The organism is Cronobacter sp. 153480017-3, assembly GCF_053627815.1.
The window spans coordinates 258,606-277,638 of record NZ_JBSEYN010000002.1; the positions used below are offsets into that span (position 1 = coordinate 258,606).

The 19,033-nt window shown below is 56.5% G+C and carries 17 protein-coding genes; 3 read left to right on the forward strand and 14 right to left on the reverse strand.

Translation table 11 applies throughout. The features are described 5' to 3' along the window. Window positions 1-250 precede the first annotated feature (250 nt). A complete protein-coding gene (gene dinG / locus ACUW6V_RS05720; RefSeq protein ID WP_007902022.1) occupies window positions 251-2,431 on the forward strand; it encodes an ATP-dependent DNA helicase DinG in 2,181 nt (726 codons plus the stop codon). Here the strand turns inward: dinG and ACUW6V_RS05725 are convergent. From ACUW6V_RS05725 to ACUW6V_RS05745, 5 genes are all read right to left on the reverse strand, one after another. Next, window positions 2,422-2,931 carry a fimbrial protein gene (locus tag ACUW6V_RS05725; RefSeq protein WP_004385900.1) on the reverse strand — a complete coding sequence of 170 codons (510 nt, stop codon included), beginning with the start codon at window positions 2,929-2,931 and terminating at the stop codon, window positions 2,422-2,424. The two genes, dinG and ACUW6V_RS05725, sit on opposite strands and share 10 nt — an antisense overlap. A gap of 10 nt (window positions 2,932-2,941) precedes the next feature. Continuing rightward, the gene (locus tag ACUW6V_RS05730; protein WP_097564667.1) at window positions 2,942-3,916 is read right to left on the reverse strand and encodes a fimbrial protein; all 975 of its coding nucleotides are present in this window, start codon (window positions 3,914-3,916) and stop codon (window positions 2,942-2,944) included. Between the two features lie 23 nt (window positions 3,917-3,939). Further along, on the reverse strand, window positions 3,940-6,492 hold the full coding sequence (locus ACUW6V_RS05735) for a fimbria/pilus outer membrane usher protein (RefSeq protein WP_454038114.1): 2,553 nt from the start codon (window positions 6,490-6,492) through the stop codon (window positions 3,940-3,942). 41 nt (window positions 6,493-6,533) lie between these two features. Further along, window positions 6,534-7,205: a fimbrial biogenesis chaperone gene (locus tag ACUW6V_RS05740; protein ID WP_012125284.1), complete on the reverse strand. Its 672-nt coding sequence runs from the start codon at window positions 7,203-7,205 to the stop codon at window positions 6,534-6,536. Between the two features lie 66 nt (window positions 7,206-7,271). Continuing rightward, a complete protein-coding gene (locus ACUW6V_RS05745; protein ID WP_007848514.1) occupies window positions 7,272-7,808 on the reverse strand; it encodes a fimbrial protein in 537 nt (178 codons plus the stop codon). Between the two features lie 329 nt (window positions 7,809-8,137). On the opposite strand from ACUW6V_RS05745, the gene ybiB reads away from it, so the two are divergent. Further along, window positions 8,138-9,106 (forward strand): DNA-binding protein YbiB, encoded by a 969-nt coding sequence (gene ybiB / locus ACUW6V_RS05750; RefSeq protein ID WP_454038115.1) that lies wholly within the window; start codon window positions 8,138-8,140, stop codon window positions 9,104-9,106. An 88-nt stretch (window positions 9,107-9,194) separates the two neighbouring features. Here the strand turns inward: ybiB and ybiJ are convergent, their stop codons facing one another. The 3 genes from ybiJ to ACUW6V_RS05765 all read right to left on the reverse strand — a co-directional run bounded on the left by ybiJ (window position 9,195) and on the right by ACUW6V_RS05765 (window position 10,691). Next, complete coding sequence (ybiJ, locus tag ACUW6V_RS05755) at window positions 9,195-9,455, reverse strand: DUF1471 family protein YbiJ (RefSeq protein ID WP_004385895.1); 261 nt, start codon at window positions 9,453-9,455, stop codon at window positions 9,195-9,197. 259 nt (window positions 9,456-9,714) lie between these two features. Then, entirely contained in the window at window positions 9,715-9,981 is a 267-nt protein-coding gene (locus tag ACUW6V_RS05760; RefSeq protein WP_004385894.1) for a DksA/TraR family C4-type zinc finger protein, read from the reverse strand. Between the two features lie 92 nt (window positions 9,982-10,073). Then, window positions 10,074-10,691, reverse strand: a complete 618-nt coding sequence (locus ACUW6V_RS05765) for a flavin reductase family protein (protein ID WP_454038116.1) — start codon at window positions 10,689-10,691, stop codon at window positions 10,074-10,076. Window positions 10,692-10,802: 111 nt separating this feature from the next. Between ACUW6V_RS05765 and rlmF the strand changes: the two genes are divergently transcribed. Beyond that, entirely contained in the window at window positions 10,803-11,732 is a 930-nt protein-coding gene (gene rlmF, locus ACUW6V_RS05770; protein WP_142970123.1) for a 23S rRNA (adenine(1618)-N(6))-methyltransferase RlmF, read from the forward strand. Here the strand turns inward: rlmF and ybiO are convergent, their stop codons facing one another. The 6 genes from ybiO to rhtA form a co-directional block, all read right to left on the reverse strand. Continuing rightward, entirely contained in the window at window positions 11,733-13,991 is a 2,259-nt protein-coding gene (ybiO, locus tag ACUW6V_RS05775; RefSeq protein WP_142970124.1) for a mechanosensitive channel protein, read from the reverse strand. Window positions 13,992-14,538: 547 nt separating this feature from the next. Next, window positions 14,539-15,261: a glutamine ABC transporter ATP-binding protein GlnQ gene (gene glnQ, locus ACUW6V_RS05780; RefSeq protein ID WP_004388458.1), complete on the reverse strand. Its 723-nt coding sequence runs from the start codon at window positions 15,259-15,261 to the stop codon at window positions 14,539-14,541. Continuing rightward, complete coding sequence (gene glnP / locus ACUW6V_RS05785) at window positions 15,258-15,917, reverse strand: glutamine ABC transporter permease GlnP (RefSeq protein ID WP_004388457.1); 660 nt, start codon at window positions 15,915-15,917, stop codon at window positions 15,258-15,260. The genes glnQ and glnP overlap by 4 nt, the downstream gene beginning before the upstream one ends. An 83-nt stretch (window positions 15,918-16,000) precedes the next feature. Beyond that, window positions 16,001-16,744 carry a glutamine ABC transporter substrate-binding protein GlnH gene (gene glnH / locus ACUW6V_RS05790; RefSeq protein WP_007782268.1) on the reverse strand — a complete coding sequence of 248 codons (744 nt, stop codon included), beginning with the start codon at window positions 16,742-16,744 and terminating at the stop codon, window positions 16,001-16,003. Window positions 16,745-17,119: 375 nt separating this feature from the next. Next, window positions 17,120-17,623 carry a DNA starvation/stationary phase protection protein Dps gene (dps, locus tag ACUW6V_RS05795; RefSeq protein ID WP_007768605.1) on the reverse strand — a complete coding sequence of 168 codons (504 nt, stop codon included), beginning with the start codon at window positions 17,621-17,623 and terminating at the stop codon, window positions 17,120-17,122. A 315-nt stretch (window positions 17,624-17,938) separates the two neighbouring features. Beyond that, a complete protein-coding gene (gene rhtA / locus ACUW6V_RS05800) occupies window positions 17,939-18,826 on the reverse strand; it encodes a threonine/homoserine exporter RhtA (protein ID WP_004388454.1) in 888 nt (295 codons plus the stop codon). Window positions 18,827-19,033: the final 207 nt, after the last annotated feature.

Here is a 19,033-nt window from a genome sequence, read left to right on the forward strand (position 1 = left end):
ACGCCAGGGAATTTCCCGGGGCTGCATTCAGGTTTTGCCCGCCGAACGGTAACAAGCACAATGCAATGTTAAAAAACCTAACACCCGCCTGGTATTCGGTCAATGAATGACCCGCGATTTATGATTAGCGTGACGATAATTTGTGATCTGTCTTGCGAATCGGCTCCTGCCGCGCGGGTAAAAAAAGGTTCAGCTGGCGGTGGAAAAGTGCCACAATAGTGGCTGTTTATACAGTATTTCAGGGCTTCAGATGGCATTAACCGCCGCGCAGAAATCGCAAATCGCCGCCTGGTATAAGGCGCTTCAGCAGCAAATTCCGGACTTCATTCCCCGCGCCCCGCAGCGGCAGATGATTGCGGAAGTGGCGAAAACCCTCGGCGGCGATGAAGGGCGGCATCTGGCTATCGAGGCACCGACCGGCGTTGGCAAAACGCTCTCGTATCTGATCCCCGGTATCGCCATCGCCCGCGAAGAGCAAAAAACGCTGGTGGTTAGCACCGCCAACGTGGCGTTGCAGGATCAGATCTTCAGTAAAGATCTGCCGTTGCTGCGCAAAATCATCCCTGAACTGCGCTTCACCGCCGCCTTCGGGCGCGGGCGTTACGTCTGCCCGCGCAACCTCGCGGCGCTCTCCACCGACAGCGCCTCGCAGGGCGATCTGCTGGCGTTTCTTGACGATGAGCTGACGCCCAACAGCAAAGAGGAGCAGCAGCGCTGCGCGAAGCTCAAAGCCGATCTCGACAGCTACAAGTGGGATGGCCTTCGCGATCACACCGACCAGGCGATTGACGATAACCTCTGGTCGCGGCTCAGCACCGATAAAGCGAGCTGCCTGAACCGCAACTGCCATTACTACCGTGAATGCCCGTTCTTTGTGGCGCGCCGTGAGATTCAGGAGGCGGAAGTGGTGGTCGCCAACCATGCGCTGGTGATGGCGGCGCTGGAGAGCGAATCCGTTCTGCCGGAGCCAAAACATCTGCTGCTGGTGCTTGATGAAGGCCACCATCTGCCGGACGTCGCCCGCGACGCGCTGGAGATGAGCGCCGACATCAGCGCGCCCTGGACGCGGTTGCAGCTCGATCTCTTTTGTAAGCTTGTCGCCACCTGCCTTGAGCAATTCCGGCCCAAAACTGTGCCGCCGCTCTCCACGCCGGAGCGGCTTAACAATCACTGCGAAGAAGTCTACGAGCTGGTCGCCAGCATGAACCGTATCGTCGGGCTGCTGCTGCCGCCGGGCGAGGAGAGCGAGTTTCGCTTCCCAATGGGCGAACTGCCGCAGGAGGTGATGGAAATCTGCGAGCGGCTGGCGAAGCTCACCGAAAACCTGCGCGGGCTGGCGGAACTGTTCTTAAACGATCTCAGCGAAAAAACCGGCAGCCACGACATTGTGCGCCTGCACCGGGTGCTGTTGCAGATGAACCGCGCGCTCGGCCACTTTGAAGCGCAAAGCAAGCTCTGGCGGCTCGCCTCGCTGGCGCACGCCTCCGGCGCGCCGGTCTCGAAATGGGTGACGCGCGAAACCCGCGAAGGGCAGCCGCATATTTTCTTCCACTGCGTGGGCATTCGCGTCAGCGATCAACTGGAAAAACTCATCTGGCGGCAGGTGCCGCACGTGGTGGTGACCTCCGCCACGCTGCGATCGCTGAACAGCTTCGCGCGGCTGCAGGAGATGAGCGGCCTGCGCGATAAAGCAGGCGACCGCTTCGTGACGCTTGATTCGCCGTTTAATCATATTGAGCAGGGCAAACTTGTGATCCCGCGCCTGCGCCATGAGCCGCTGATGGAGCATGAAGAGGCGCACCTCGCCGAGATGGCGGCCTATTTCCGCGCGGAATATAAAAAGGGCGAGCACAAAGGGATGCTGGTGCTGTTCGCCAGTAACCGCGCGATGCAGACCTTTTTGTCCTTTGTGCCTGACCTGCGCCTCGGCCTGCTGGTGCAGGGCGATCAGCCGCGCTACCGGCTTGTCGAGCTACACCGCAAAAAAATCGAGCAGGGCGAGGCGAGCGTGCTGGTGGGGTTGCAGTCGTTTGCCGAGGGGCTTGATCTCAAAGGCGAGCTGCTAAGCCAGGTGCACATTCATAAAATCGCCTTTCCGCCGGTGGACAGCCCGGTGGTGGTCACAGAGGGCGAATGGCTGAAAAGCCTCAACCGCTATCCGTTTGAAGTGCAAAGCCTGCCCGCGGCGTCGTTCAACCTCATACAGCAGGTGGGGCGGCTTATCCGCAGCCATAGCTGCTGGGGCGAAGTGGTGATTTATGACCGCCGCCTGCTCACTAAATCCTACGGCAAGCGGCTGCTGGACGCGCTGCCGGTGTTTGCGATTGAACAGCCCGAAGCGCCAGAGGCGTTAATCAAAAAGGCGCCTGCAAAACGTCCGGCAACGGGCCGCAAGGGCGCGCCCGCCCGTCGACGCAACGCTTACCGGTAAGTAAACGTCACCTGTACGGCGCTTTCAAACGTGCCGGGTACCAGCGGCTCTGTGGTACGGACATAGCGTGCGCGCAGCTGAAACGTGGCGCTGTGCGTGGCCTCGTCCACCGTTTCGGTGTATTTATCGCCACCGGGTAACATGTACATATTGTTTTTACCGTCAACCAGTTGTAATGCCAGCCCTTTGCCGGTTCCGGTGCTCCTGTAAGCCGTACTGTTAGTCGGATCCAGTTCGCCGGAAAATGTCGCATCAACGGCCGTGGTGGCCACGGGGCAGTTCATCACGCTTAGTTCAAACGGTACCCAGGGGCCATAAGTAGAGGGTTGTGAAAACGCGTCAGCAGTCGCGATCCCCATATCGACCGTTTTGTTTTTGCTGGCACTTTCCACATCGCAGGCACTGGCAATAATCGCCCCGTTAACCTGCAGGTTGATATCGTCGGCCAGTGCCCGGTGTGCGCCAAGCGCAAACATTATCAGCAGCAGTAACTTTTTCATCACGGGGCTCCTACCGGTAAGACACGGTAATGGTCGCGACGGCGTTTGCAACGCCCGGCGTCACGGTGTCGGCAGTTTGATAGTACTGAACAGCAAACGGGATATTGAGCGTTGAGTTCGGCCTCAATGAGGCAACAAAGGTGTAATGGTCAAAATCGATGTTTTGCCCAAAAAGCGTCATCTGAACGCCTATGCCGCTGGCGACGCCGGGTTCGGAAGTGAGATTAATCACGGATGGCTCGGTGGATGCGTAGCCATTGGCGCTGGAGACTTTCACTCCAACTTGTACCGGATCGTTGCAGGTGGCGTTGACCTCAAAGCTGCTCCAGCCCGAGCTGCTGCCCACGCCTGTAAACACGCTGGCCGGCACGTTGCCGAGAGTGACGCTGAGATTGTTACGATCGACGGAACAGGTGACGGTTTTATAGGTTATGTCGCCTGCGTAAGCGATGGTATTGGGTGCGCCAATCCCGGTCTGGTTGTAAACCCCTACGCCGAATACCGTTTGCGCCTGTTCAAGCGACCCGCTATAGATCGTTGTCGACGTTTTGACGAGCGCAAGCGTCACGGTGAAGTCGAACGTATTGTTGCCATCGGTGGAGACATAGCCCAGCGGTGTATTACGCGTGTCGCAACCGACCCCGCCGCCGATGATGCGCTGGCCTTTATCATTCATCAGCGAAATGCCGATACCTTCCACGCCTGTTTCGTAAACGCCCGGCATTCCGGACACTTCGTTGCCGCTGCCATAGTAGCAGGCGATGATCGGCTGGCCTGAATAGCCGTTGCAGGACCCGTGAATACTCACGAGCTCGTCAGTGCCTGGTATGGTTGCGCCGACCGGTAACGTACTGGAAACGGCGACATACGCGACTGAAACCGTATACGGCATCATGGGGGCCGTACAGGACGCCTTCGCATGAGGCATAAAGAACAGGCTACCGGCAAGTACCAGCAGCGCGCTTAATAATTTGATGAATCGCATAACAAATGTCCTGGTAACGCGCGTTAAAGGCATTGCGCGGAGAGGTTAATAAACTGGCTGTCGCCATTCCCGGTGGGGAGACGCCATGCGGCGGTGCAGCGCTGGCTGGCGTTAGCGCCCCAGCTCACCTGCAGCGTGCCTTTCGGCTGAAGACCGGTCAGATAAACCTGGCCATCTTCGCCGACGATAAATTCTTCTGCGGTATCATCCGCGGTTGCGGTCGCGCCAAACGGCACCGGGCGACCATCAGCCAGATGCAGCGTCATCAGTACGCGCGCGCCGGTTCGGGTATCGAAACGGGCCCGTACTACCGCGCCGCGCGTGGGCGTTACGGTCTGTACCGCCTGCGTCACATCAGCGTCGGCGGGCAGCGTTTCGGTATCCAGCGCGACGGTATTGCGCCGGTAGGGACTGATAAACGGCAAAATGGTGTATCCACGACCATCGGTTCTGACGCCGGTCTGGTTGTGAATAGCGGTATCATTTGCGCCCGGCGCTTCGACCAGCGCCACCGTTTCACCCATCGGCTGGCCAAGTGTGATGCCGTTAGCGTGGGCGATAAGCCCGCCCTGAATGCCGTAATGGATTTGCCGCTGGCTGAAATCCTGGCCGTAACCCGCGCTCAGTTCGCCGTAAGCGCCTTTGTAATCGGCATTAAGTGAGGTGTTACGCGTCTGGCCTTGACTGTCCTGGCTCTGCTGGATATTCCAGTTGAGGTTGTTATCCGAAAGCGCCGTTCCGTTAAGGCCGATATTCTGCGTGGTGCCCTGCTTGCTGTGGCTTTGGTTGTAGCTTGCCCAGGTATTGGGCAACCAGCGTTCAAGCGGAATGGAGAGGGTGAGAGAAAAGACGCTGTCCTTTTCATGCTCCGGTTCGCCGTAGCCATTTTCACTGGTATTACGGTTCAGGCTGTAATTAAGCCCGTAACTGATATCGTGCCAGCTATTGTTGTAACCGACGCTGAGTGAAGACATCGTTTTGCTGCTGTTCCAGTAATTTTCCTGAATCAGGCTGGCGTTCAGCGAACCCAGCGCGTCGCCCAGCGGCTGCTCAAGCGTTAGCTCTTCACGGCTACGGCGATGCAGCGTGTCTGCCCACTGGTTATCGCGGCGCATCGTGTCAAAAACATCCTGCATGGCGTAATAGTTCTCGCTGCTAAAGCGGTAACCCGCCACCGAGAGCGTGGCACCCGTCAGCGCGATATCCTTGCTGTAGCGGGCACGCCACGAACGGCCTTTCTGTGTCTCACCTGACGATAAGGTGGCTTTCGCTTCAGTGACATCCAGCGAGAACGCGCCAAAATCCCCCACGTTTTCTCCGACGCCCAGCGCCAGCGAATGGTAGGGTTGGCTTGCCTGAATGCCGCCGTAAAGCGTAAACCCGTGTGGCAGGCCATAAACGGCCGTGCCTTGCATAAACGCAGTGGGTAAAACGCTTTCGTCATACGAACGGTAGCGCCCGCCGGTAAGGCTATATTTCAGCCGTCCTTCGCGTTGCAGAACCGGAACAGAAGCATAAGGCACGACAAAATGCTGTTCGCTGCCGTCGCTCTCTTTCACCGTTACGTTGAGATCGCCACTGCTACCGCTCGGGTAGAGATCGTTAATTTCAAATGCGCCAGGCGCGACGTTAGTCTGGGAGATGAGATACCCGTTCTGGCGAATAATCACCTGGGCGTTACTGCGTGCGATGCCATGTACCACAGGGGCGTAACCGCGCAGGCTGTCAGGCAGCATGTCGTCGTCAGAGGCAAGCTGCGCACCGGTAAAAGGAATGCTGTCGAAGATATCCGCAGGTGAGCTGCTCTGGCCCAGGGTAAGCTCGCTTTTCAGAGCAACAATGTCGCGCTCTGCGTAGGTATAGACGCTGGAGAACTTCTCCTGAGTGCCCGAGTGGTCTTCGTTGCGGCTCCAGGTAGAGTAGTTGCGCAGCCGCCAGGGGCCGAGATTAATGCCCGGACGCAGGTTGGCGTAGAGATTGCGGCTGTCCTGCGAATCCGGCGTCAGCGTTTTCTGGCGCGAGCCGTTCACGCTGTAGTTAAACAACAGCGCGTTAATGCCTTCGTTAAATTCCTCAGGCGGTATATACCCCTGCGGCACCTGGCCCAGCGCGCTTTGCGCAATGCTAAGCTGGAGTTGCTGGCGGCCAACATCAAAACGCGCGCTGGCAGAGGGGATGGCCGAAAGGTCAACGCATTTCGCATCTGCGTCTAACGCATCAAACTCGTCAGTCTTCACTCCCAGGCTTTTCAAGTCTTCGAGAGTGAAGCAGGGTTGCAGCGTGCTGCTACCATCGGACGCGGTTTTAAGCGTAAATTCTATCTCCCGGGTATCGATGCGTTCATTATTAATATAAACATCGACACGGTATTTCCCCGGTGCCGCACCTGGACCTTTTTCATAAAGCGTTAAATCGGTTTTACCCTGCGAAGGATTATCAATATCCAGCAATGCCGGGTTGAAATAATCATCTGCCCTCGCTTGCACCAGCGGCAGGCCTGCACACAGACAGGCTATTGCCAGCGCTAAGTGACGAGCGCGAAATACATTTGGCCGTCTGGCTTTATTAAAGGACATGATGATTACCGTATTATAAAATTAACGGGCGTAGATTATTTTCAGAAGTTTTGAGACCAGCTTTTCGAAATGGCACCGAAATCATTAATTATTGTCCAGGAGACAGCGTGAACATTTGTCATATTCGCAAGCTGAAAGCGGCTTTCGCTTTTCGGGGCCGCGATATTGACTTTTTCAACTTCTTTTCCGTTAACCTTGACGCTGTTAAAATTCATATAAAACGGCGTTGGGTTTTCAACCACCAGCATGTTTCCTTCGGTATGCCATTTCAGCATGCCTGCGACATCGTCAGGTCTGCCGGTGACCAATGCCGGGCGATACATTAATTTAATGCGTGTTCTGACGGCGATTTGTAAATCATTAACGCCTGCTTTTTTAACTGAGGAAGGAATAGATTTAATATTTAACCAGTAGAGAGATTCACGATCTTTTGGCAAATCGCCACCAGTGCGTACCACGCGTAGTGTATTATCCTGATGTGCATTAATACGAAAAAGGGGCGGAGTCACCATAAATGGTGCTTTAGCCGCGCCGGGCGCATCGGTATCAACCCAGGACTGAATAAGATAGTTGATATCGTCATTATTGGTCACGGGAACAGACGCTTCTTTTTTATCGCCAGGATAAATAACACGGGTACCGCCAATAATGACGCCTGCCTGTGCCGCTGTTGTCGCCATGAGTAAAGCTGAAATAACGAGTAATTTACGCATAATAATATCGTCTCTTTAAATATGGGCTATTCGCCACGACAGAAGTAGCAAATAGCCCATCGGGAATCAGTTATAGGTCACTGTAAACGTAGAGGAGCCATTGGCGACCCCTGCTGTAACGGTTGCGCCTGTCTGAATATAACGGGCGCCGAATTCCAGATTATTGGTGGCGGTTCCTGTCTCCAGCGCGTAATCGGCCGATGCGGTATAGAGATTCAGCGGCGTGCCGTCGGCATCCACCAGTTGAATACCGACCCCGCTGGCGGCTCCCGTGCCACCCGTCAGGGCCAGGACATCGACATTATCGGTGTCTGCGGTGCCACCGAATTTGATAGAGGCTTTGGTCACGGTTTCCGGACAGTTTTTTAACTGCAAGACAAAACTGGTGATGTTGGTCGTGGAGCCGATGCCGGTAAAGGCCGTTTTCGAGATTTTCCCCAAATCAACGGCCAGCGGACTACTCTGGCTGTTGACGACTTCACAGGCGGCATCAAGGATTTCGCCGGTAAAATTCACCTGGCCTTCACCGGTTGTGGCGGCCCATGTGAGCGAGGAGGAGCAGGCCAGCGCGGCCATCGTGGTCATAAGCAATATCTTTTTCATCATGGATCCTGAATCAGGAGAGAACAAAGTCTTAAATAATTAAGACGAGAATAATTTCGATGAAAAATATGCTTCCTGTGAGGTAAATGCTCCAGTTATGAACACTTAACGATTCTTTTAGTAAAAAAATACAATTTGAATTCGGGCGGATTTATCTTATCGGCAGAGGCGTCTGACGACCCGATGATTGCGCCAGACGCTTGTCATATCAGACGCTTAACTTGTATTGTGCGCTAAGGCGGCGCGTCGTCGGCGGTAAGCACGCGGCAACGCATCACAGAGTATGATTGACCGGAGCTATGATTAAGAGCACCTGTCGGGAGGATAAGATGGATTATCGTGCGATCGTTAAAGAGATAGGCCGGGGCAAAAATCACGCCCGCTCTCTGGACCATGAAACGGCCAGAGCGCTCTACAACCATATGCTGGATGGCGATGTGCCGGATCTGGAGATGGGTGCCATCCTCATTGCGCTGCGTATTAAAGGCGAGGGTGAACAGGAGATGCGCGGCTTTTACGATGCGATGCAGCAACATACGCTGCGTCTGACACCGCCGGTGGCAAAACCGCTGCCTGTGGTTATCCCAAGCTATAACGGTGCGCGTAAGCAGGCCAACCTGACGCCGCTGCTGGCGCTATTATTGAGCGGTCTCGGCTTTCCGGTTGTTGTACATGGCGTGAGCGACGATCCGACGCGCGTGCTGACAGAGACGATTTTTACGCTGATGGGCATTTCGCCGACGCTGCATGCAGGCCAGGCGCAGGCGAAACTGGACGGGCGCGACCCGGTCTATATCCCGGTTGGCGCGCTCTGCCCGCCGCTTGAAAAACAGCTGGCGATGCGCTGGCGACTTGGGGTGCGCAACAGCGCCCATACGCTGGCGAAACTCGCTACGCCGTTTGGCGAATCTGGCGCGCTGCGTCTGTCCAGCGTCTCGCACCCGGAATATGTGAATAAAGTCGGGCAGTTTTTTATCGATATCGGCGGACGCGGCCTGCTGATGCACGGCACCGAAGGCGAAGTGTACGCCAACCCGCAGCGCTGCCCGCAGATAGCGCTGATTGAGAATCAGGCGATGCGTATTCTGCTGGAGCGCCAGAGTGAGGCGGCAACAAGCCCTATAGCGCTGCCAGAGGCGAAAGACCCCGAAGTGACCGCCCGCTGGACCGAGCGCTGCTTATCCGGGCTTGAGCCGGTGCCGGAATCATTAAAAACGCAGATGGCGTGCGTGCTGGTGGCAAGCGGTGAGGCGCAGGATATCCCGTCGGCGCTGGCGCGTATCGCACAGACCTTTTGATAAAAAAAACCCGCAGCATCCGCCGCGGGCAAAAAGGGTAACAAAGGGTCAATTAAGGGTAATGAAGGTATCGGTCAGCGCGTAGCAATCAGTTGTAGATAACTGCGGTGCCGCTCGCCAGATCGTTGGTACGGGCAGAGGTGATGCTGTAGGCCTTCGCACCCGCCGCTTCGGCCTTCGCCGCCAGCGTATCGTTCAGTTCATCCAGCGTGCGTGCGCCCTGAGCGGATACGACGCCGATTTTGTTCAGGTTCTGCGCCTGAGCGGGGCTCACCTGCTCAGCAGCGCCAGCCGCAAAGGTAAAGGCGGAAAGGGTCAGGGCAGCAACAACATATTTGATGGCTTTCATAGGGGTTCTCTCGCAGTTTATTCTGTAAATAACGGGTTGTTCCGTTGATGTGATGATTGTCACATTCATGAGCAGAATATAAAACCGAAGAGAATTGACAGGCTTATTCTAAAAATTTGAATGTAATATAACCAGTTGAATGAGTTGGAAATATTCCACCTCTCCCACGCTTCTTTACACGCTCTTACCGTCCCGCTGCTTGAGGGCACAAATGGACACATCGAAACGGTAAAAGAGTGTATGTGGACCGCCGAAAGGCCTAGCGGAGCTGGCTGTCTTTTGAGCCGCGGCGGTTATAGAGGGAGTAACGCTGGCGGTGTTCATCCTCTTTTTGCTGACAATTCACGCACAGACGCACACCCGGAATCGCCTTGCGGCGCGCCTCGGGGATGGGCTCGTCGCACATCTCACAAAATTCAAGGCTTTCGCCGCGTGGCAGGTCGCGTCGCGCGCGCGCCACGGCATCTTCCACGGTGCTGTCGATTTGATCCTGCACCGCGCCGTCATTTGCCCAACCTGAAGCCATAAGACCTCCTCTGTGGTTAAACACAGTAGTTATTATAGCAAAAATGGGGGTGCTCTGCCGGGAAGAGCCCGCCGTGGCGGGCACTGGCGGCGTTAACGGGCGTCGGGGCGAATCAGATCGAAGCGCTGGGCGTCATCGATACCGTAATAGGCGCTCGGGCCGCCCGCGCGCAGGATCGGCTGCGCTTTGGAGGTCTGGTAGATGCCGTCTTCAAGCAGCGTGTCGGCGATATGCACCGCCACCACTTCGCCCAGCACAAGCCAGGTATCGATGGGCTCGCCGCTCGCGGAAGTGAGCTGAATGCACTGGCTTAAGCGGCACTCAAAATTCACCTGGCTTTCAGCGACGCGCGGGGCGCGTACCAGACGCGAGGGCGCGGCGGTCAGGCCCGCCCGCACGAACTCGTCTTCACCGTGGGGCAGCGAGGCGGAGGTTTCGTTCATCGCCACGGCCAGGTCGCGCGTCGCGAGATTCCAGACGAACTCTTTGGTTTCAGCGATATTTTTCACGCTGTCTTTCCAGCCGTTGCTGGAGAAGCCAATAATCGGCGGGCGATAGTTAAAGCAGTTGAAGAAGCTGTAGGGCGCGAGGTTACGGTGGCCTGCGGCATCCTGTGAGGCTATCCAGCCAATCGGGCGCGGGCCGATGATGGCGTTCAGCGGATCGTGCGGCAAACCGTGGCCGCGTGCCGGTTCGTAGTAGTAGCTCATAGCATTTCCCTGGGCAAAAAAACTATCATAGCCGCCCCGCTAAATTTTGCCGCGCTTATTTACCAGGGGCGGGTCAGCGGGTATTGTACGCGCCCACACAGGAGGAAGCCGATGAACCGCAAACCGGGCCTGCACCCACGTAACCGCCACCACAGCCGCTATGATTTTGACGCGCTGACAGAGAGCTGTCCGGCGCTTGGCGCTTTTGTCCGCCCGTCGCCCGCAGGCGAGCCGACAATTGATTTCGCCGATCCGCAGGCGGTGAAAACCCTTAATCAGGCGCTGCTGGCGCACTTTTACGGCGTGCGGGAGTGGGATATTCCTGAAGGATTCCTCTGCCCGCCAGTCCCTGGCCGCGCGGATTATATTCATCATCTCGCCGATCTGCTTGCCGAAGGCAATGGCGGCGCACTGCCCGCGCAGGCGAGCGTGCTGGATATCGGCGTTGGTGCCAACTGCATTTATCCGTTGATCGGCCAGCATGAATATGGCTGGCGTTTTACCGGCACCGACACCAGCGATGAGGCGATCCGTAGCGCGAGCGCGATTATCGATGCCAATCCGGGGCTCAACCGCGCGATCCGCCTGCGCCGCCAGAAAACCCCCGGCGCGATTTTCAACGGCATTATTCACAAGAATGAGAGTTACGACGCCACGCTGTGCAACCCGCCGTTCCATGACTCCGCCGACGCGGCAGAAGCGGGCAACGCGCGCAAGCGCCGCAACCTGGGGCTTGCCGCTGACAGCGGGCTTAACTTCGGCGGCCAGCAGCAGGAGCTGTGGTGCGAGGGCGGCGAGGTCGGGTTTATCACGCAGATGATAGCGGAGAGCAAGCTGTTCGCCCGTCAGGTGCTGTGGTTTACCACGCTGGTATCGAAAGGCGATAACCTGCCGCTGCTCTACCGCGCGCTGGAGCAGGCGGGCGCGGTAAAAGTGGTTAAAAAGGAGATGGCGCAGGGGCAGAAGCAGAGCCGCTTTATCGCCTGGAGCTTTCTCGATACGGCCCAGCGCGAACGCTGGGCACAAAACCGCTTGCGGTAATCAGACGGTCGGGTTGGCGGGCGGCAGTGCGCCGCCTGCCGCGGCCTGTGCTTCGGCCGCCGCCGCGGCATCGGGCATTGGTTGCATTACCTGCACCATCTGTACCGGCGGGCGAATGCCTGCCAGATCGAAGTGTTTTTTCACCATCCCGTCGAGCGCGAAGCGCACCGTCCACTGCTTAAGCGGCTGGGTGGTGAAAGTCACGCGGATCGTAAAGGCCGTATTGGTCAGCCCCACAATGCCTACCACGTTTGGCTCGCCTATCACCAGCATGCGGATATCTTCCTGCTCCATCAGTTCATCCACCGCGGCGCGCAGAGCGCGGTTGGCTTTCTCGGTCTCTTCAAACCTGTCGACATCATAGTTCGCTACAAACGAGCCGATACCGCGCACGAAATTCGCGAAAGTGGTGATCGATGACCACGGAATAATGTGGTACGCGCCGGTATCCTGGCGCACGCCCACCGAGCGGATCGACATACGCTCAACCGTTCCCGTAAGCGGGCCGATCGTCACCAGATCGCCGGTGTTCATCCCATTTTCAAACTGAATAAAGATGCCGGTAATAATATCTTTCACCAGCGTCTGGGAGCCGAACGACACGGCGAGACCCAGCGCGCCTGCGCCCGCCAGCAGCGGGGCGATGTTCACGCCAATCTCCGAGAGCACAATCATGATGGTAATGGTGCTGATAATTACGGCGAGGGCGTTGCGAAACAGCGTCAGCAGCGTGCGGGTGCGGGCGCTCGGCATCGGGCGGCCGTGGATATCGGAGGCGAGGCGGCTCTCGATCAGGCTCGCCAGCAGCGTCCAGCCGACGGCGGAGAAGAACACTATCAGCGAGATGCGAATTAAAATATCGACGGCTTTCTCGCCCGCGCCGACGGTGAGCCACGTCCAGAAATCAAACAGTCCCCAGGCGTTCAGCAGCAGCATCACCGCCACGCAGACGGTAAGAAAGCGCGCGAGCTTCAGCGAAACCGACAGCCAGCCGTTCAGGCGCTTTTGCAGCTCCGGATAGTTGCGCTGCACCGGCGGCGAGAGCGTGATGGTTTTGCTGAGCCAGCGGGTGAATACGCCGCAGATAAACGCCGCGACGCTCACAATCGCCAGCGTTTTCAGCGACGCGCCCATCATCGTTTTCAGGCTGTTGCCCGGATCGAAGAGGGAAAAGAAAAACAGCACGATGAAATAGGCGCTGGCGAGCCAGTGCCAGATGAGCGCGAACGCGCGGATAAACAGGCTGAAAAACGCGAGCGAGCGGTCCGCGAGGCGCGTCAGCCCGGCGGTAATGGCGCGCTTGTTATGGAAGATAAGATAAAGCGCCCAGGCGGTCATCGTCAGCATGATGATGACATTCGCCAGCGCGCCAACCTGCACGTTAACCTGTGCTGAGATAATCGGCACGGCTACCAGCAGGCCGTAGCCAATGAGACTGCTCAGCCCGCTCAGGCGCAGGTGCCAGTAACGCGCGCTGGCGTCGCTGATGACAAACGGGCGCAGCGACGGAAAACGCGGGGAGAACATCAGGCGCAAAATCGCTTTGAAGAACTCAATAAGCGCGAAAGCGTTGAGGAACAGCCCTTGCTGGCGGGCGATAGTGCGGCTGCCTGCGTTCATCATCTCAATGGCGAGCTGGCCGACGAACAGCGTCAGCGCCAGCAGCGCGAGGTCGATAAGAAACGCGAGGATAATCATCAGCGGCAGCTGAACCCAGCTCGCCCGGTGGATGTTTTTACGCCGTCCCCACTGGCCCATTTTGCGATACAGCGGAATAGCGCAGGCGCGCACTGCAAAATAAAAGAGGAAGACCGAGACCGCGAGCAGGCTGAAATGGCTCAGCGCGTTGAAGAACGTTTTTTCGTTGAAAGGTTTATGCGGCGCATTAGTGATATTGCGATGGAGCTGTGCAAAGCGTCCGGCAAACTCGCCGCCGTAGTGGCGGGTGACCTCGGTGACGTTCTCCAGTACCGTTTTATCTTCTTCATTATTCACCGGCGGCTTGATGACCGGCGTCGGCTGATCGGCGGGCGTCGCCGCCGCCTGGCGCAGCTGCTCGATAAGCGCTTTGCGGGAGGCCTCGTTTTCCAGCACGTCCGCGAGCGCCGCGTAAGCGGCTTTCTTTTTATCGGCATCGGGCTCGGCGGGCGGCGTCTCGCTTTTCTGGGTGGTCGACGCGCCGACCACCGCGGCGGGCAGGCTTACGGCGTTGGCTGAGACGCTAAACAGGCTGACAAGCAGCAGCAAAATCCACGGCACGCTCTCCTCCGGCTGAGAAAGTGACACAAAGAGGTAAGTATAGTGCCCGGATAAGCGAAGCCCGGAAAAGAGGAGTATTCCGCAGCGGGTTTAATGTAACCGTTGGATACAGCGACTGACGATAAAGGTGGGTGCGCTGCGCTTACCCACCTTACAACAGACAAATCAGCCTGGAGCAAGGTAGGGCGGGTAGGCTTGCGCACCCGCCGAGGCGATGAAGGTGGGTGCGCTTGCGCTTACCCACCCTACAAAGAACTCAGGGCAGCGAGGTAGGGCGGGTAAGCTTGCGCACCCGCCGTGGCGATAAAGGTGGGTGCGCTTGCGCTTACCCACCCTACAAAGAACTCAGGGCAGCAATGTAGGGCGGGTAAGCTTGCGCACCCGCCGGGCGGCGAAGATGGATGCGCTCACGCTTACCCACCCTACAAAGAACTCAGGACAGCAATGTAGGGCGGGTAAGCTTGCGCACCCGCCTTAAAAGCGCCATACCCACCGCAAGCCCATAAAAAAACCCTCTCCGGGGAGAGGGTTCGTCATGATGAAAACCTTACGACACGTGCTGCAAAAACTCCTGCAGGCGCGGGCTTGGCGGGTTCTCGATAAGCGCCTGCGGGTTGCCGTCCTCGGCGATGCGGCCTTTATCGATAAAGATCAGACGCGAGGCCACTTTCTCGGCAAAGCCGATTTCGTGAGTCACGATCACCATCGTCATGCCTTCTTCGGCGAGATCCTGCATCACTTTCAGCACTTCGTGGCGCAGTTCCGGGTCGAGCGCGGAGGTCGGCTCATCAAACAGCATCATCTTCGGCTTCACTGCCAGCGCGCGGGCGATCGCCACACGCTGCTGCTGGCCGCCGGAGAGCTCGGACGGATAATGGTGACCGCGCTCGGCAAGGCCCACTTTCGCGAGCAGCTCTTTCGCCAGCTTCTCGGCTTCCGCTTTGCTGGCGCCGCGCACGCGAATTGGCCCGAACATCACATTCTCCAGCGCCGTCAGGTGCGGGAACAGGTAGAACTGCTGGAACACCATGCCCGCTTCCTGGCGAATCAGGCGCTCGTCGACTTTCGGGTCGTTGACTTTCAGGCCATCGACAATCAGATCGCCGCTGGTAATCTCTTCGAGCTTGTTAATGCAGCGCAGCAGCGTGGATTTGCCGGAGCCGGACGGCCCGATAATCACCACCACTTCACCCTGGTTAATTTTTAAATCGATATTGTGCAGCACCTGGGTTTGACCAAAGTGCTTGGAGACATTTTTAAATTCAATCACAGGATTTTCATCCTTCTTTCCAGACGACGCAGAACAAAGCTCAGAACGAGGGTAATGATCAGGTAAATCACCGCAACGGCGCTCCAGATCTCAAGCGCACGGAAGTTGCCCGCGATGATCTCCTGGCCCTGACGGGTCAGCTCGGCGACGCCGATAACGATAAACAGCGAGGTGTCTTTAATGCTGATGATCCACTGGTTGCCAAGCGGCGGCAGCATACGGCGCAGCGCCAGCGGCAGGATCACGTGACGAATGGTTTCGCGCTTCGACAGCCCCAGCGCCAGGCCCGCTTCGCGAAAGCCTTTATGAATAGAAAGCACCGCGCCGCGGGTGATCTCCGCGATATACGCGCCGGAGTTGATCATGATAGTGACCACTGCCGCGGTGAACGGGTCGATACGCAGGTCGTTAAACGCCATCGGCAGGGCGAAGTAGATAAACATCACCTGCACCACAATCGGGGTGCCGCGGATGATTTCAATAAAGACCAGTGCGATATGATTTGCAATCCAGCCGCCAAACGAGCGGGCGAAACCGGCCACCAGACCGATTATCAGACCGCCCACCAGACCGAGGACCGAAATCCATAAGGTCATTTTGGCGCCTTCAAGCAAGAGGGGAATGGCAGGCCAGATGGCGCTCCAGTCAAACTGCATGATGATTTCCTGTGTTACCGTGGTTCAAAAATAGCAGGGGCGAAGGCCGCCCCTGACTGATGATAACTGCTTAATAAGAATTATTATTTTGGCTCAGTGCCGAACCATTTTTTGTAGATTTCGTTATAGGTGCCGTTCTCTTTCAGGGTTTTCAGCGCGCCGTTGACTTTGGTGCGCAGCTCGTCGCTGCCTTTCGGGAACGCGATGCCATACTGTTGGCCCGCCAGAGAATCACCTACCGCTTTGAACTGGCCGTTGCCTGCGGTTTTGATGAAGTAAAGGATGTTTGGCGTGTCGTGCAGCACGGCGTCAGCACGGTTGGTGCCAAGCTCCATGTACGCGTTGTCGATGTTCGGGAACTGACGCAGATCTTTCGTTTTGATGTTCGCTTTCGCGTAATCCACCGAGCCGGTGCCGCTCTTCACAGCAACGACTTTACCGTCGAGATCTTTCACGCTTTTCACGTCGTTGTTATTTGCTTTTACCATCACCAGCAGGCCGCTGTTGTAGTAGCCGTCGGAGAAGTCGATCGCTTTTTTACGTTCGTCGGTAATGGTGATGCCGGCCAGCGCCAGGTCAACGTTTTTGGTTTGCAGCGCAGGAATGATGCCGCTGAAATCCATCGGTTTTAAGGTGTAGTCGAGCTTAAGCTCTTTAGCGATAGCGGCCCACAGGTCGACATCAAAGCCGACATACTTATCGCCTTGTTTAAATTCGAAGGGAACAAACGCGGTGTCGGTTGCTACAACCAGCTTATCCGCCGCCTGAGAAGAGACCGCAAAGGCCAGAGTCAGGGCTGCCAGGGAAACTTTAAAAACAGACTTCATAGCATTTCCTTTATTTATCCGCGGGGCGATCCCCGATAAGAACATAGCGCTGCATGAAAAAATCATGCCAGTTTTACAAGCCGCTGTTTTGAAAGGCAAGAAAAAAGTCCTTTTGCACAAATTGCGCGCTTTTTCAACAGTCATGCACCACAATGGCGCACCAAAATAGTGCGTCAGGGCGAGCCATCGGGTGGATAGCCTTTTTAGCCTGAAAAGCGGTGATAAAACAATCTCTGGTTAACGATTGTGTGAGGGGATTATTACAAATAGATAACGTTTGCGGTGGGAGCGGGCAAAAGCATGCCCCTTTATAGTGCAAAACCCCCTCCGCAAGGGAGAGGGCGTGATAAGTAAAGCGTCTGGTCGGTTATCGAATTATTCGATGTTCGATTCGATAAACCACAGGAATTTATCCAGGTCGCGGGACGCGGCGGTAAAGATATCAGCCGTGTCTTCATCCTGCGCTTCGCTGATGGCTTTACGCACATCGTTGGCGACGATAGCGTAACGATCCGCCAGCTCTTTCAGGTGATCCTGAACGCTGTGGATGTCCAGCGGGTAGCTTTTCAGCGGAGTTTTGCTGTTGATCACCTGTGTGGTGCCCAGCGCCACGCCGCCCAGCTGTACAGCACGTTCAGCGATGGTATCCATATGACCGGTCAGCGCGGTACGGAAGCCGTCCAGCATTTCATGCACGCCAATGAAGTTAGCGCCGCGCATATTCCAGTGTGCCTGTTTAGTAATCAGCGACAAGTCAATGAAATTAACCACCTGGCGGTTTAACAGCTCGATGGTGGCCTTTTTGTCGCTGTCAGCTACATCGTTACGCGTGTAGAGCAGATCGGAAGCCTTTGTTTTAACCAGTTTAGCGGTACCCATAATTTCATATCCTCTTGATGATTGTGTCCCAGGAAATTACGGAATTAAGTATAGCACCGTGTTTTGGTTTTGCTGGCGAGGCTGTACCTATCAAATAAATAGCAAGGGTGTGTTTGCTTTATTTTTGCTTAAGGAACATATGGTTGTGTAATTTTGTAAGTATTTTTATAGCGCTAAAATCAGGGCGTGATTAATGACGAAGCGCGCGCGTAGATATTTTAAAAGAGAAGGCATCGCAACGCGGAAATATCTTAAAACTGTCATAAATGGTTATTCCGGCACAGCATCAACCGTGCCGGGAAATAATTATTTTTTTTAATCAATGTCGAGGCTTTTTATCTGCGTTTCACGTCTGAGCGTCAGCGTCGAACCGACAGAAGCGATAATAATCGACAGCAGCGCCAGCCATTGCACCAGTGTCAGCGTCTCGCCCAGAAAAATCATGCCGGTAAAGGCTGCCAGTGCCGGTTCCATACTCATTAGCGTACCGAATGTTCGCGTGGGCAAACGCGTCAGCGCCGTCATCTCCAGCGAGTAGGGTAGCGCGGTAGAAAGAATGGCGATTCCAATACCGGCGGGCAGCACTGACCAGTGCCAGAGCGCCTCGCCCGCCGCCGCCGCGCCGATGGGCACGAAAACGATAGCGGCAATAAGCGACCCGAGGGCGACAGTCGCCGGGCCGTGCTCTGCGCCCGCTTTCTGCCCGGCGATAATATAGATGGCCCAGCATACGCCCGCGCCCAGCGCACAGGCGGCGCCGAGCGGATCGACATGCGTGACGTCCTGTCCGAGCGGCAACAGGAACCACAGCCCAAGCACCGCAAGCGCTACCCACAGAAAATCCACCGGACGGCGTGAGCCAAACAGCGCCACCGCCAGCGGGCCGGTAAACTCCAGCGCGACGGCGATACCCAGCGGTACGGTACGAATCGACAGATAAAAGAGATAGTTCATTGCGCCCAGCGCCAGACCATAGACCAGCAGCGGCATACGCTGGCTGCGGGTAAAGCGCAACCGCCAGGGTTTAAACACCACGGCCAGAATCAGCGTGCCGAGCGCCAGACGCAGCGCGGTGACGCCAGGCGCGCCCACTACCGGGAACAGCGATTTGGCAAGCGAAGCGCCGCTCTGAATCGACGCCATCGCAACGATGAGCACAATAACGGGCAGCCAGAGAGGCGTTTTACGGGGTAACGTTGGCATCCTGCACCTGTAAAAGTTAAAGATAAGTAAATGCGATAGCTTACTGTATTTAACTCTCTGGTGGTTGAGCAATCATTGATAAACGCACCCGAAATAACCGGTATCATACTTCCGTCAGCGCAAAAAATGCGCAGTCGCGTTTAGGAATAATCCGGATGCAGTCGTGCGTAACCTGAGACGATAATGATTCCCGCCTGGTAAAATCCA

Coding starts and splice junctions, on each gene's coding strand:
- dinG (WP_007902022.1), top strand. CDS start 251: ATGGCATTAACCGCCGCGCAGAAATCGCAAATCGCCGCCTGGTATAAG.
- ACUW6V_RS05725 (WP_004385900.1), bottom strand. CDS start 2,931: ATGAAAAAGTTACTGCTGCTGATAATGTTTGCGCTTGGCGCACACCGG.
- ACUW6V_RS05730 (WP_097564667.1), bottom strand. CDS start 3,916: ATGCGATTCATCAAATTATTAAGCGCGCTGCTGGTACTTGCCGGTAGC.
- ACUW6V_RS05735 (WP_454038114.1), bottom strand. CDS start 6,492: ATGTCCTTTAATAAAGCCAGACGGCCAAATGTATTTCGCGCTCGTCAC.
- ACUW6V_RS05740 (WP_012125284.1), bottom strand. CDS start 7,205: ATGCGTAAATTACTCGTTATTTCAGCTTTACTCATGGCGACAACAGCG.
- ACUW6V_RS05745 (WP_007848514.1), bottom strand. CDS start 7,808: ATGAAAAAGATATTGCTTATGACCACGATGGCCGCGCTGGCCTGCTCC.
- ybiB (WP_454038115.1), top strand. CDS start 8,138: ATGGATTATCGTGCGATCGTTAAAGAGATAGGCCGGGGCAAAAATCAC.
- ybiJ (WP_004385895.1), bottom strand. CDS start 9,455: ATGAAAGCCATCAAATATGTTGTTGCTGCCCTGACCCTTTCCGCCTTT.
- ACUW6V_RS05760 (WP_004385894.1), bottom strand. CDS start 9,981: ATGGCTTCAGGTTGGGCAAATGACGGCGCGGTGCAGGATCAAATCGAC.
- ACUW6V_RS05765 (WP_454038116.1), bottom strand. CDS start 10,691: ATGAGCTACTACTACGAACCGGCACGCGGCCACGGTTTGCCGCACGAT.
- rlmF (WP_142970123.1), top strand. CDS start 10,803: ATGAACCGCAAACCGGGCCTGCACCCACGTAACCGCCACCACAGCCGC.
- glnP (WP_004388457.1), bottom strand. CDS start 15,917: ATGCAGTTTGACTGGAGCGCCATCTGGCCTGCCATTCCCCTCTTGCTT.
- glnH (WP_007782268.1), bottom strand. CDS start 16,744: ATGAAGTCTGTTTTTAAAGTTTCCCTGGCAGCCCTGACTCTGGCCTTT.
- dps (WP_007768605.1), bottom strand. CDS start 17,623: ATGGGTACCGCTAAACTGGTTAAAACAAAGGCTTCCGATCTGCTCTAC.
- rhtA (WP_004388454.1), bottom strand. CDS start 18,826: ATGCCAACGTTACCCCGTAAAACGCCTCTCTGGCTGCCCGTTATTGTG.